The organism is Vibrio ouci (assembly GCF_004551525.1).
GTDB classification, from domain to species: Bacteria; Pseudomonadota; Gammaproteobacteria; order Enterobacterales; family Vibrionaceae; genus Vibrio; species Vibrio ouci.
Genome location: NZ_SATR01000015.1, coordinates 104878 through 118840 on the forward strand (window position 1 = coordinate 104878; position 13963 = coordinate 118840).

The 13963-nt window shown below is 44.5% G+C and carries 11 protein-coding genes and 1 tRNA gene; 7 read left to right on the plus strand and 5 right to left on the minus strand.

All coding sequences use genetic code 11. The annotated features are described in order from the left end of the window. The first annotated feature begins 24 nt into the window (after nt 1–24). The 6 genes from ELS82_RS11760 (at nt 25) to mgtE (ending at nt 4858) form a co-directional block, all read left to right on the plus strand. Nucleotides 25–1482: an RNA polymerase factor sigma-54 gene (locus tag ELS82_RS11760; protein WP_134835646.1), complete on the plus strand. Its 1458-nt coding sequence runs from the start codon at nt 25–27 to the stop codon at nt 1480–1482. A gap of 24 nt (nt 1483–1506) precedes the next feature. Continuing rightward, nucleotides 1507–1794 carry a ribosome hibernation promoting factor gene (gene hpf / locus ELS82_RS11765; RefSeq protein ID WP_134835647.1) on the plus strand — a complete coding sequence of 96 codons (288 nt, stop codon included), beginning with the start codon at nt 1507–1509 and terminating at the stop codon, nt 1792–1794. Nucleotides 1795–1798: 4 nt separating this feature from the next. Beyond that, complete coding sequence (ptsN, locus tag ELS82_RS11770) at nt 1799–2245, plus strand: PTS IIA-like nitrogen regulatory protein PtsN (RefSeq protein WP_134835648.1); 447 nt, start codon at nt 1799–1801, stop codon at nt 2243–2245. After that, nucleotides 2245–3108: an RNase adapter RapZ gene (gene rapZ, locus ELS82_RS11775; protein ID WP_053441024.1), complete on the plus strand. Its 864-nt coding sequence runs from the start codon at nt 2245–2247 to the stop codon at nt 3106–3108. The genes ptsN and rapZ overlap by 1 nt, the downstream gene beginning before the upstream one ends. Nucleotides 3109–3111: 3 nt before the next feature. After that, nucleotides 3112–3390: an HPr family phosphocarrier protein gene (locus ELS82_RS11780; RefSeq protein ID WP_004409805.1), complete on the plus strand. Its 279-nt coding sequence runs from the start codon at nt 3112–3114 to the stop codon at nt 3388–3390. Between the two features lie 112 nt (nt 3391–3502). Then, nucleotides 3503–4858: a magnesium transporter gene (mgtE, locus tag ELS82_RS11785; RefSeq protein WP_134835649.1), complete on the plus strand. Its 1356-nt coding sequence runs from the start codon at nt 3503–3505 to the stop codon at nt 4856–4858. A gap of 69 nt (nt 4859–4927) precedes the next feature. On the opposite strand, the gene metH is transcribed toward mgtE, so the two are convergent. Beyond that, a complete protein-coding gene (gene metH, locus ELS82_RS11790; RefSeq protein ID WP_134835650.1) occupies nt 4928–8608 on the minus strand; it encodes a methionine synthase in 3681 nt (1226 codons plus the stop codon). A 168-nt stretch (nt 8609–8776) separates the two neighbouring features. On the opposite strand from metH, the gene ELS82_RS11795 reads away from it, so the two are divergent. Beyond that, the gene (locus ELS82_RS11795; protein WP_134835651.1) at nt 8777–10087 is read left to right on the plus strand and encodes a cation:proton antiporter; all 1311 of its coding nucleotides are present in this window, start codon (nt 8777–8779) and stop codon (nt 10085–10087) included. An 81-nt stretch (nt 10088–10168) separates the two neighbouring features. On the opposite strand, the gene ELS82_RS11800 is transcribed toward ELS82_RS11795, so the two are convergent. From ELS82_RS11800 to ELS82_RS11815, 4 genes are all read right to left on the minus strand, one after another. Then, entirely contained in the window at nt 10169–10852 is a 684-nt protein-coding gene (locus ELS82_RS11800; protein ID WP_134835652.1) for a DedA family protein, read from the minus strand. Nucleotides 10853–11010: 158 nt separating this feature from the next. Continuing rightward, the gene (locus ELS82_RS11805) at nt 11011–12435 is read right to left on the minus strand and encodes a GGDEF domain-containing protein (protein ID WP_134835653.1); all 1425 of its coding nucleotides are present in this window, start codon (nt 12433–12435) and stop codon (nt 11011–11013) included. Between the two features lies 1 nt (nt 12436). Further along, nucleotides 12437–13564: an FIST signal transduction protein gene (locus tag ELS82_RS11810; RefSeq protein ID WP_134835654.1), complete on the minus strand. Its 1128-nt coding sequence runs from the start codon at nt 13562–13564 to the stop codon at nt 12437–12439. Nucleotides 13565–13821: 257 nt separating this feature from the next. Further along, nucleotides 13822–13898: transfer RNA gene (locus tag ELS82_RS11815), tRNA-Asp, on the minus strand. Nucleotides 13899–13963: the final 65 nt, after the last annotated feature.

Below are 13963 nucleotides of genomic sequence, written 5' to 3' on the forward strand. Positions count from 1 at the left end.
CAGCATTAAGGCAAACAATACTGAATGAAACCCTCATTACAACTCAAGCTAGGACAGCAGTTAGCGATGACTCCTCAATTGCAGCAAGCGATTCGTTTGTTGCAACTGTCAACGCTAGATCTTCAACAAGAAATTCAAGAAGCTTTGGATTCAAATCCTCTATTAGAGGTTGAAGAAACCAGTGATGAGCCCTCTTCAGAAGACAGCAGCCACAATGAGGAAAAAGAACCAACCGTTGAAGTTGCTGAACCTGAGGTAAAAGACAGCTCAGAACTGATTGAAAAATCAGAAATCAGTAACGACTTAGAGATCGACACTACTTGGGATGATGTATACAGCGCCAATACAGGCAGTACCGGCATTGCCCTCGATGATGACATACCCGTTTATCAAGGTGAAACGACTCAATCTCTGTATGATTACCTTATCTGGCAGCTCGATCTGACCCCATTCAGTGAGACAGATCGAACCATTGCACTGACTCTGATTGATGCGATCGATGACTACGGTTACCTAACCATTTCAACGCAAGATATCCTTGAAAGCTTTGATAACGAAGAGATTGAGATCGAAGAAATCGAAGCGGTTCGTAAACGTATTCAGCAGTTTGACCCACTTGGTGTGGCATCCATCAACTTGCAAGATTGCTTGTTGCTACAGCTTGCCACCTACCCTGAAGATACGCCTTGGCTAGTAGAGGCCAAGTTAGTACTTACCAACCATATTGACCAACTTGGTAATCGCGACTACAAACTGATTATCAAGGAAACTAAGCTCAAAGAAGCTGAGTTACGCGAAGTTCTAAAACTGATTCAGCAACTTGACCCTAGACCAGGAAGCCGCATTGCTTCAGAGCATGCAGAGTATGTTATTCCTGATGTGTCAGTGTTTAAAGATCACGGTAAATGGGTCGTTACGATTAACCCAGACTCCATTCCAAGACTTAAAGTGAACCAGCAGTATGCCGCACTAGGTAAAGGCAGTAGTCCAGACAGCCAGTACATCCGCAGCAATTTGCAAGAAGCAAAATGGTTAATTAAGAGCCTGGAAAGTAGAAACGAGACACTGCTCAAAGTTGCAAAGTGTATTGTTGAACATCAGCGTGATTTCTTTGAGTATGGTGAAGAAGCGATGAAGCCTATGGTGCTCAATGACGTTGCATTAGCCGTCGATATGCATGAGTCAACCATATCAAGGGTTACCACTCAGAAGTATATGCATACTCCACGTGGTATTTTTGAACTGAAGTACTTCTTTTCTAGCCACGTCAGTACTGACAATGGCGGGGAGTGCTCATCTACTGCAATTCGCGCACTGATTAAGAAGCTCGTCGCCGCAGAGAATAGCGCTAAGCCTCTGAGTGATAGCAAAATTGCAGCTCTACTTGCTGACCAAGGAATTCAGGTCGCTAGAAGAACAATAGCGAAGTACCGTGAATCATTAGGTATCGCTCCTTCAAGTCAGCGCAAACGCCTGCTTTAGGCCAACAACCGAGAAGGAAAGTCTATGCTAATTAATCTTACTGGCCATCACGTTGATCTAACCGATTCAATGCAAGACTACGTAAACGATAAGTTTCAAAAGCTTGAGCGATTTTTCGATCATATCAACAGTATCCATGTGGTATTAAAAGTTGAAAAACTTAACCAAATCGCAGAAGCTACCCTTCATGTAAACCAAGCTGAGATTCATGCGTCATCTGATGATGAAAGTATGTATGCAGCAATAGATTCCCTCGTCGACAAACTTGTTCGACAGCTCAATAAGCACAAAGAAAAGCTAAACGCCCACTAACACCATGCAACTAAGCGAAATCCTCACATTGGACTGCACTAAAAGTGCAGTCCAATGTACTAGTAAAAAGAGAGCCCTTGAAATGATCAGTGAACTAGTTGCTGAGCAAACTGGGCAGAATTCTACCGAACTGTTTGAGTGTATGATCAGTCGTGAAAAAATGGGCAGTACTGGCATTGGAAATGGGATTGCCATTCCCCATGCTCGTATGCACTCAAGTGACAAAGCAGTCGCTGTTTTGCTGCAATGCGAATCTCCTGTAGAGTTTGATGCTATCGATAACCGTCCTGTTGACCTACTTTTTGCTTTGCTAGTGCCTGATACGCAATGCAAAGAACACTTAAAAACTCTTTCGAGTATGGCAGAACGTCTTAACAATAAGCAGATCTTAAAACAATTGCGTAAAGCTCAGTCCGATCAAGAACTTTACGACATCATGGTTAGCCAATAATGCGCCTTATCGTAGTAAGTGGTTACTCAGGAGCAGGAAAAAGCGTCGCGCTGCGAGTGCTCGAAGACTTGGGTTACTACTGTGTCGATAATCTTCCTGTCGATATGCTTGAGGCCTTCGTCCAGTCGGTGCAATCCAGTAAGCAGAATGTCGCGGTAAGCATCGATATTCGTAACCTGCCAGCCGAGCCGAACTTAGTTGAAGATGTTCTCACCAAACTGAAACAGGGCTCTGATGTCAGCGCGCTGTTTTTAGACGCTAACAAAGAGACACTGCTAAAACGCTATAGCGAAACGCGCCGTATTCACCCACTGACACTCAGTCTTGAAAATACCTCTCTTGAACAAGCGATTGAAAAAGAGCGATGTATCCTTTCACCTCTTAAAGAAAATGCGGACTTGGTGATTGATAGTAGCCACCAATCGCTGCATGACCTAAGTGAAACGGTTCGCATGCGTATCGAAGGCCGAGAGCGTAAAGATCTGGTGATGGTATTCCAATCATTTGGTTTTAAATATGGCTTGCCGAGTGATGCCGATTACGTCTTTGACGTGCGCTTTTTACCCAACCCTCACTGGGAACCTGATTTACGTCCACTGACTGGGCTCGATGCTCCGATCAAATCCTTCTTGGAAAGTCACCAAGAAGTGATGGACCTAAAACAGCAAATTCAAAAATTCATTGAAAATTGGTTACCGTTACTTGAGAAAAACAACCGCAGCTACCTGACTGTAGCGATTGGCTGTACAGGTGGAAAGCACCGCTCAGTTTATCTCACTCAGCAAATTGGCGAGTACTTTGCACAGATGGGTCACCAAGTACAAATTCGCCACGCATCATTAGAGAAAAATCATAAGGAATAGTTTATGCAGCAGCAAAGTCGTACAGTTCTAATCCAAAACCGTTTAGGGCTTCATGCTCGTGCTGCTGTAAAACTTGTTGAATTAGCTCAATCATTCGATGCAATCCTCACCATTCAGAATCACGAAGGTAAAGAAGCAACCGCCGACAGTGTCATGGGTTTATTAATGCTTGAATCTGCTCAAGGTGAACACGTTACCATCAGCGCTGAAGGCAGTGATGCTCACCCGGCATTAGAAGCAGTTTGCCACCTGATTGAAGATAAATTCGACGAAGATGAGTAAGCGCCTCTTCTCTACTGATAAAATTACCTTCCTTAACATTAACTTATTAAATCCGCTCTAAAATTAAGTTACTATCCATAGCATTGTAAGCTTATAGAGTCAGGGGGAACCAATGGCAGAGCAAATAGAATTCGACCAAGCTCACCAAGCCCTCCAAGAAGTCACAGAAGCATTAGAAAATGGCCGTTTTGTCCATGTCCGTCGCCAATTGCAGGACATGGAGCCAGAAGATATTGCCCACCTGTTAGAAGCCTCACCGCGAAAAAGCCGTGAAGTACTTTGGCAACTTACCGACCCCGAAGATTACGGTGAGATCCTCGACGAATTGAATGAGGATGTGAAAGACGATCTGGTGTCTAAAATGGCACCAGAGATGCTTGCTGAAGCGACAGAAGGCATGGAGACCGATGATGTCGCCTACGTACTGCGTAGTCTGCCTGATGACGTTTCCCGCGAAGTTCTATCGCAGATGGATGCGGCAGAGCGCTTACTGGTCGAAACCGCCCTTTCCTACCCAGAAGATACTGCTGGTAGCTTGATGAACACCGACGTCATCACCATTCGTGGTGATGTCGATGTCGATGTTGTATTGCGTTATTTGCGTATGAAAGGCGAGCTGCCAGAAGCGACAGATGCTTTGTACGTGATTGATGAAGAAAGCCGCTTAATCGGTGAATTACCAATCACAACGCTGATCACGACTCAGCCAGACGTCAAAGTCAGCGATGTCATGGAAGATGCAGATGAAGCGATCGACGTGACAATGAGTGATTCTGATATCGCTAGCCTGTTTGAGCGCCGTAACTGGGTTTCTGCACCTGTTATTGATGAGAACCAGCATCTTGTTGGTCGTATCACCATCGATGACGTGGTTGATGTAATCCGTGAAGATGCCGAGCACTCGATGATGAGTATGGCGGGTATGGATGATGACGAAGATACCTTCGCACCTGTGGTGAAATCTGCACGTAAACGTAGTGTCTGGTTAGGCGCTAACGTACTTGCAGCATTGGCGGCGGCTTCTGTATCCAATATGTTCGAAGCCACCTTAGATCAAATGGCAGCAATCGCTGTATTGATGACGATAGTCCCTTCCATGGGTGGTGTTGCAGGTAACCAAACCGTTGCACTTGTGATTCGCGGTTTAGCACTAGGTCATATCGGTGACTCCAACAAGCGCGAACTACTGATGAAAGAAGCAGCCATCGGCTTACTCAACGGCATCATGTGGGCCTTGATCATTGGCGGTATTGTTGTGGCTTGGAAAGGAAATTGGATGCTAGGTGGGATTATCTCCGCAGCCATGCTAACCAACCTACTCGTCGCGGGCATCGCTGGGGTAACCATCCCGATTCTGTTAAAGAAGATGAATATCGATCCTGCCCTTGCTGGCGGTATGGCGCTAACCACAGTGACCGATGTGATTGGTCTATCGGTGTTCTTAGGTTTAGCAACCATTCTAATCTAACGCTAGTTAGCTGATACAAAAAAGCGCAGTCGTAATAACTGCGCTTTTATTTTATCCATAAGCTAGTAACTAGCCGTTAATGTTTGGCCCTAACCACTTCTCAGCCTCAAGCATATCCCAACCTTTACGATCAGCGTAACTCTCAACTTGATCCTGTTGGATCTGAGCGATCGCAAAGTAACGTGAATCAGGGTGTGAGAAGTACCAACCCGATACAGACGCACCTGGATACATTGCATAGCTCGACGTGAGTGTCATCCCAATCGTCTCTTCAACCTTCATCAGCTCCCACAAAGGACCTTTCTCTGTGTGCTCTGGGCAAGCAGGGTAACCCGGAGCTGGGCGAATACCTTGGTATTTTTCTCGAATCAGCTCTTCATTCGACAAGTTCTCATCAGCAGCATAGCCCCAGATTTCTTTACGCACACGCTCATGTAAACATTCAGCAAATGCTTCCGCTAGTCGGTCAGCAACCGCCTGAATCATAATCGCGTTATAGTCATCACCTTGGGCTTTGTACTCATCGGCCAATTCACGTTCATTGATACCACCAGTGACGGCAAAGGCACCAATCCAATCCTTCTTACCTGACTCTTTCGGCGCAATGTAATCAGACAGACAGTAGTTGAACCCTTTCGGCTTTTCCGTTTGCTGACGCAGATTGCACAATACTTTAGCTACTTCAGTGCGTGACTCATCGGTGTAGACTTCAATATCATCACCAACACTTGCAGCTGGGAATAATGCACACATACCACGCGCTTGCATTAAGCCTTCTTTCTCAACTCGGTCTAGCAACTCATTGGCATCTTTAAACAAGCGCTGAGCTTCTTCACCCACTTCCTCATGTTCAAAGATCTTTGGATATTTACCCACCAGCGACCAAGTCATAAAGAATGGCGTCCAATCGATGTAGTTGCGCAGTGTCGCGATATCAAAATCATCAAATACATGTACGCCCGGCTTAAGTGGAACTGGTGGAGTATAGTTACCCCAATCAATATCAACCTTGTTGGCACGAGCTTGCTCTAATGTCACCGGCTTGGTACGCGGCTTCTTGCGGTTATGCTGATCACGAACGCGTTCATAGTCTGCATCGAGCTTCTCGACAAATGCAGGGCGCCGCTCGTCAGATAACAACGAAGTACACACGCCTACCGCTCGCGAAGCATTGTTTACATACACAACGGGTTTACTGTAATTCTGCTCAATTTTTACCGCAGTATGCGCTTTCGATGTTGTTGCACCACCAATCAGCAGTGGCAGATCAAACTCAAGGCGCTCCATCTCTTTAGCAACATGTACCATTTCATCCAGTGATGGGGTAATTAAGCCAGACAGACCAATGATGTCGACGTTCTCTTCTTTGGCAACTTTCAGGATCTTCTCACATGGCACCATTACGCCAAGATCGATGATCTCGTAGTTGTTACATTGCAGAACAACACCAACGATATTTTTACCAATATCGTGCACATCACCTTTCACTGTCGCCAACAAGATTTTTCCGTTTGAAGATCCGGCTTGCTTCTCTTTGTTGATATAAGGTTCTAGGTGAGCAACCGCCTGCTTCATTACGCGCGCAGATTTCACAACCTGTGGTAAGAACATCTTACCTTCACCAAACAGATCACCAACAACGTTCATGCCATCCATTAGAGGCCCTTCAATCACCTCTAGTGGCTTAGATGCATTAACACGAGCCTCTTCCGTATCATCAACTATGAACTCGGTGATACCTTTCACCAATGCATGTTCAAGGCGCTTCTCTACTGGCCATGTACGCCACTCAAGTGCAGAAGCATCCTCTTCTTTACCGACACCTTTACCTGCATATTCCGCAGCGATATCAAGCAGTCGCTCAGTCGCATCATCACGACGGTTAAGAACCACGTCTTCTACCGCTTCACGTAGCTTATCTGGCACGTTGTCGTAAATTTCAAGCTGACCTGCGTTAACGATACCCATGTCCATACCGTTCTTGAAACAGTGGTATAAGAACACCGCATGAATCGCTTCACGAACGTAGTTATTGCCTCGGAATGAGAACGAAACGTTCGAGACACCACCTGAAATCATCGCATATGGTAAATCGCGTTTGATATCAGCAACCGCTTCAATGAAATCAACAGCGTAGTTGTTGTGTTCTTCAATACCCGTCGCGACGGCAAAGATATTCGGGTCAAAGATAATATCTTCAGGTGGGAAGCCCACTTCATCAACTAAGATTCGATAAGCCTTGGTACAGATTTCTAACTTACGCTCACGCGTTTCAGCCTGACCGACTTCGTCAAATGCCATTACGATAACCGCGGCACCATAACGGCGGATCAGTTTCGCTTGTTCGACAAACTTCTCGTTCCCCTCTTTTAACGAGATAGAGTTAACGATGCCTTTGCCTTGAATACATTTGAGGCCAGCTTCGATAACTTCCCACTTAGAAGAGTCGACCATGATTGGAACTTTCGAAATCTCTGGCTCTGACGCACATAGATTGAGGAAGCGCACCATACAGGCTTCCGCATCAAGCATGCCTTCATCCATGTTGATATCGATGATCTGAGCACCGTTTTCAACTTGCTGACGAGCAACTTCTAGCGCTTCATCATAAAGCTCTTCTTTAATCAGACGCTTAAAGCGAGCAGAACCCGTCACATTGGTACGCTCACCAACGTTAATAAATAGCGTTTCTTTTTCGATGGCCAGTGGCTCTAAACCGGATAAGCGACAGGCTGTCACTAGGTTAGGCAATGGTCTAGGAGTGACCTCAGCCACAGCTTGGGCCATTTGGCGAATATGCTCTGGGGTAGTACCACAACAACCACCAATAAGGTTTAAGAAGCCGCTTTGTGCCCACTCTTTAACGTGAATAGCCATATCTTCAGGAGACAAGTCATATTCACCAAATGCATTCGGTAAACCAGCATTAGGGTGCGCTGAGACAAACGACTCGGAAATACGGGATAGTTCTTCGACATAAGGACGAAGCTCATCTGGGCCAAGAGCACAGTTAAGGCCAAATGAAATTGGCTGTACGTGACGAAGAGAGTTATAGAAAGCCTCTGTCGTTTGACCTGATAGTGTACGACCCGATGCGTCGGTAATCGTACCGGAAATCATTACCGGAAGAGCAATACCTAACTCTTCGAATACCGAGTCAACAGCAAAGGCACATGCCTTAGCGTTAAGCGTATCGAAGATAGTTTCGATTAGGATAAGGTCTGAGCCACCTTTGATCAGTGCTCGGGTTGACTCAGAATAAGCCGTCACAAGCTCATCAAAGCTGACGTTACGATAGCCAGGATCGTTTACATCAGGCGAGATAGAACAAGTGCGGTTAGTAGGGCCAAGCACGCCAGCAACGTAACGAGGCTTAGCTGGTGTTTTCGCCGTCCACTCATCAGCAGCTTCACGAGCTAACTTAGCTGCTGCAAAGTTAATCTCTTCACTGAGGCTTTCCATGTCATAGTCAGCCATCGCGATAGTGGTCGCGTTAAATGTGTTGGTTTCAAGAATATCTGCGCCAGCTTCTAGATATTCATGGTGGATATCTTTAATCAGCTTTGGTTGAGACAGTACTAAAAGGTCATTGTTACCTTTCAAATCGCAATGCCAATCAGCAAAGCGCTCACCACGATAATCATGCTCTTCAAGCTTATAGTCTTGGATCATGGTGCCCATACCACCGTCGATCAAAAGAATACGTTGCTTTAATTGAGCTTCAATCTGTTGCCTTACATTACTTCCCACAGTACAGCCTCATTCCTTTAGTTATCATTCCATCCTATCACACATTAAAAAGGAGTCTAGACGTCTAAATAAGGAAATTGATGACTTTAAACTGACAAATAATGTTTGCTATTTAAGCGAACTAGGCAGAAAATTCCTATTCACATTTTGTTACATGGTAAGAGTCTAATGTCAGTCTATTACACGCTTTGCTTTCTATCTGCAGCGGCAATGTTGATTGCGTTTGTAAACAGTAAGATAGGTAAGATGCAAACCACCATTGCAATTACCGCTGGGTCGATGATGCTTTCCCTACTGATTCTAATTGCAGGCCAGAATGATTGGTTTCAATTAACAGAGATAGCTTCCAACACAGTTGCAAGCATCAATTTCGAAGACTTTTTGCTCAAAGGTATTTTAGGCTTCTTACTATTTGCCGGTGGTTTAGGCATTAAACTGCCAAACTTAAAAGATCAAAAATGGGAAATCACTGTTTTGGCATTAGCTGCGACGCTGTTTTCTACATTCTTTATTGGCTTCGTGCTCTACGGGTTCTGCCAACTTATCGGCATCCAATTTGACTTAGTTTACTGCTTGCTGTTTGGTGCGCTTATTTCACCAACTGACCCAATTGCAGTTCTCGCCATTGTTAAAAAGCTCGATGCACCTAAACGCATCTCTACCCAGATTGAAGGCGAGTCGTTATTCAATGATGGCTTTGGCTTAGTTATTTTCGTCACTCTGTTCACTATCGCATTTGGCACCGAGGCTCCAACAATGGGTAGTGTTACCATGCTGTTCGCCCAAGAAGCCCTTGGTGGTATCGCCTATGGCTTTGTATTAGGTCTTGTATTCCACTATTTAATCAGTGCCACCGATGACCATTCCATGGAGCTACTACTGACGATTGGTATTCCTACAGCAGGTTATGCATTTGCAGAAGTGTTACACGTATCGGGACCGCTAGCTATGGTGGTATCAGGCATCATGATCGGTAACTGGACTCGCTTCATAGGTTTCTCTAAAGAGAGTGAAGACCACCTCGATCACTTCTGGGAGCTCGTTGATGAATTCCTTAATGGCGTATTATTCCTGCTAATCGGTATGTCGATGCTATTGTTCGAATTCCACAAAGAAGACTGGATTTTGATGGCATTCTCTATTCCACTAGCACTCGCATCCCGCTATCTCAGCGTATTCTTATCCTACATAGGATTTAAGCGCTACCGCAAATATAACCCCTGGTCAGTTAATATCTTAACTTGGGGTGGACTGCGTGGCGGTCTTGCATTAGCAATGGCGCTCTCAATTCCATCAGGTATTTGGGTCATTCAGGATAAGCTCATCGACGTAAAAGAGATCATCTTGGTTATGACTTACTCCGTGGTCGTGTTCTCCATCCTCGTTCAAGGCTCAACCATTACCCCAATGATCGAAAAAGCCAAGTTAGCACAAAAAGAGATGGACTCAGAAAATAGCACTGCTGAGCAAGAGTCATAACTCTCAATACAATGTAAAAAGGTAGCCTAAGTGGGCTACCTTTTTTATATCGTAATAACACTAAAACCGCTTAGTTTGTCATTACTTTTGTACTACTTCGACTTTAGCTACTTGCTTTGTATTCGCCTTTCTCACTTTCAGGATAACAAAGCTGATTATCGCTAGGCATAGGGTGATAACAGGCGCCGCCATAAGCCCTGCGGTAATATATTTGCTCATGGTTTCAGGTAATAAAGGCAGTAGCATGCCAAACGAACATAGCAACAATGTCCATAGAATCGCACTTAGCCAAGAAAAGTAATGGAACTTATTCACTTTGCTCGCGCGCATCCCCATCATCAGAGGCAGCAGCGAACGAACAACAGGAATAAAACGCGCGCTAAAGAGGGCCACTAAGCCATGCCTCCCAAGAAGAGTATCCACTTGTGCCATTCGATTTGCTGGAACGGCTTTTACCCAGCCTTGAACTCTAGGTAGGCGATTCAACCACGTTCCTTGCAAATAGCTGGCCCAACTACCTAGGGCTGCACATACACAGATCAGGAGTAATATGGCGATAGGGTCAAGTATTCCAACCGCAGCCAATGTACCGGATAGAACAACAACACTATCACAAGGGAATGGAGCAGCAGGTATAAAGCCACTTTCGAGGAATATCAGTACAGCAACAATGCTATAGATTAGCGCTGCACTTCCGGGGCTCTGTAAAATCGAAAAATCTTGGTTCCATAAAGCGAAAAGCACCGAGAGCATAGAGTCCAACATACGCCTATCCTTATCATCTTGGTCGTCAGCATGCCCTTGTTGTAGCTTCGTTGATTAGGAACTACAAATTCAATACGCTATCGTCAAGATTGATAAAAATGAAATGCTCTCAATGAACTGAAAGATAAAAGTATTCTCTACGTCTACTAGCGCCCTACTTACTTGCGAACAATGCAATTTCGACCTTGATGTTTGGCCTCGTAAAGATAACTGTCAACACGAGCCAACACTTCATCAAAAGGGACTGAGAGTTGAGTATAGGGTAAAGTCGTCATTCCTAAACTAACGGTGATTTTTAACGCCTGAATATCATAGTAGATTTCCATCGCTTCCACTTCTTGGCGTAAACGTTCAGCGATTTCGAAGCCTAATGTACTATCAGTATTAGGCAGGACCAAGCCAAACTCTTCTCCACCTAGGCGTCCAACTACATCCATATTTCGGGTTGATTGCTGGATATGCTTCACTAGTGCAATGAGGACTTCATCACCTGCCGCATGTCCATACTGATCATTGACCTGCTTAAAGTGATCGATATCGAGCAAAATAACCGTAAGAGGTGCTCTCCACCTTGCGCAAGTACTTATCGCACGCTCTGTTTGTTCGTAAAAACTGCGACGATTAAACGCGCCTGTCAGAGCATCAGTTGCAGCTAACTCGCGAAGTTTATGCTCTAAGTTTTTACGTTCTTCAATATCTGTAATCGACATAATAACTAAGGGCTGATCATCAAAAGATAGTAGACTAAATGCGAATTCTACCTGCCTGAATCGCCCGTCAGGAAGTAACAACATCAAATCACATGACGCTGTTGCACTGCCCTCGATTTGTGTCGTAGTTTGGCATAGCCGAGATCTAAATAATTCATGACTCTGGGAAGCAATGAACTCACTCGGATGACGATTGACAACTTCAGACTTGGAACGATTCAGCAACTGACAGCTAAACTCGTTAACCATAATAATATTGAGTTGAGGATTACAGATGATGATCCCAATAGGCGCTGCATTGACTAGCCCTTGTAACTGCTTGGCAGTGCGCTTTGAATTTTCTAACCGCTGAGATTGCAGCTCTTCTAGTTTTTTACGTAGGTATATATCCCTAAAAACCAACAACCAGCTATTGGTGGTGATGTTCGTCAAACGAACACGCATAATATAATCTGTTCCTGAACAATTGATGTTGAGATCAGCGCTTTTATTGCCACTATGCTGGTAGTCATTGATAAATGACTGCAATTCTGGGGAATTTCGTACGATCTCCAACTCAAATATCTTTGAGAAGTTTGATGCTGAAGTCAGCAGTGGTGGCTCAAAGTTGCCACTTCTAATATCTTTGACATTACCTTGTGTATCAACCCATAAACTCATATCCGGCAATGAGTCTAGAATAAGATTGAGCGTTTGATTTCTCTGAGTTAACTCATTACAACTTATATCTAACGAGCGTTCTGTTATCATCAGTTGTTCATCAAAGTTCTGGTAACCTTCATTAACTAACTCAATGAGCTTTTCGAATTCTGGGTTATTGGGAATTCCTTCCGGATATATTCGCCTTAACTGTCTTTGAAGTAACCTATGCATACTACTTTTCCGAGAATGCAGTGATAGTCATGGTCTGATTATGCAATTCCGAATTATGACGATTATCTAAAGGCGCAATTTCTCCATAAGAGTAGAAGCCACATAGTATGGTCTCATCTCCTAACTCCTCGCGCACCGCGTCTACTTCATCATCGGCTAGTTGCTTCAACAACAATTTACGTCCGACGCAACTAATCAGAATAGCGACTTGAGGTGATTTCTCGATATAGTCACGACAAACTTTTGCCGCCTCTTGAGCACCATCAATCAGGGAGTTTACGTTAGCTCGCATCAATTTGGCTGAAACACCTGGAGGAATATTACCGGCAAAAGTGATTGTTCCTAATTCGTCATCCGTTGCTAGTAAAGTTCTCACCAACTTAGTCCCTTTTTCTGGGTCTGATATCTCAAGAGGAAACCTTAATCCACTAGAAGGAAGCTCCTTGGTAAGCTCGCCCAAATAACTGTGATAAATTTCTAACGCGTTCTGATCATCCAGCTCATAGAGTACATTACCTTCAGAACGAGTAACTTTACGCTCGACACCGAAGGCGCACCATCCGCCTCTAGAGCCATAACTCACCTGTAGCGCATCACCATATAAACCAATGGCAACCACCAAACCCGACGCCTGCATGTTCTCGGTATATACTTTAGTCTCCATAAAATTAACGCAATCACCCGCTAACCCACCCGTCACTTTAACGTGTTGAGGCAATACACTTCGAAGACCTTCGACAAGGTAAGTACCATCTACCTGAAGTCCATCACTTAGCACAAAAACGTGTTTAAGATCAGGCTGTAGTAAGTCTGTTGCCAGACCACTACCTAGCGCTTTGCAAGCACCTTGGTAATCAGACAAATAACGCACTGATTTACGGATAGCGGTTTTTTCGAACTGAATAAAGGTGATGACCAAAGCATCATTTAAAACGCCTTCATTAGAGATTTCACCCGCTGTTGAACACCCAATAATATGTGATTTAGAAAAGTAATTTTTTAAAGTTTGAGATGCGTCTTTAGTTAATGACCCATAGATCATGAGTAAAGTATTAGAGCTATCCGATATCGAAATTGACGAGAGATCTAATGGTTGTTCACAATCCCAAACTAACTGCTCTGTATTCATATTAGCCTCCCTCTCATAAACTAAAGTTAGTTGTTTTTGCCTAACTTGCCACTCTAGTTTATGAGGTTGAGATTATTTAGATATAAACGAAAAGCCCGTTGCGTTAGCAACGGGCTTCTATAACGGCGAAAGCCTAGTCGTAAGACTAGGCTTTCTAAATGAACGACGGGTAGATAGGGCTTGCAGATAGTAGTGCACACAAATTCCACAGATACGAAAAAGCCCCAGCATTTCTGCTAGGGCTTTGTCTAAATAAGTGGCGGAGCGGACGGGACTCGAACCCGCGACCCCCGGCGTGACAGGCCGGTATTCTAACCAACTGAACTACCGCTCCGCACTGGTTAGACCTAAAGTCTAAATTTAAAGCCTGGCGATGTCCTACTCTCACATGGGGAAACC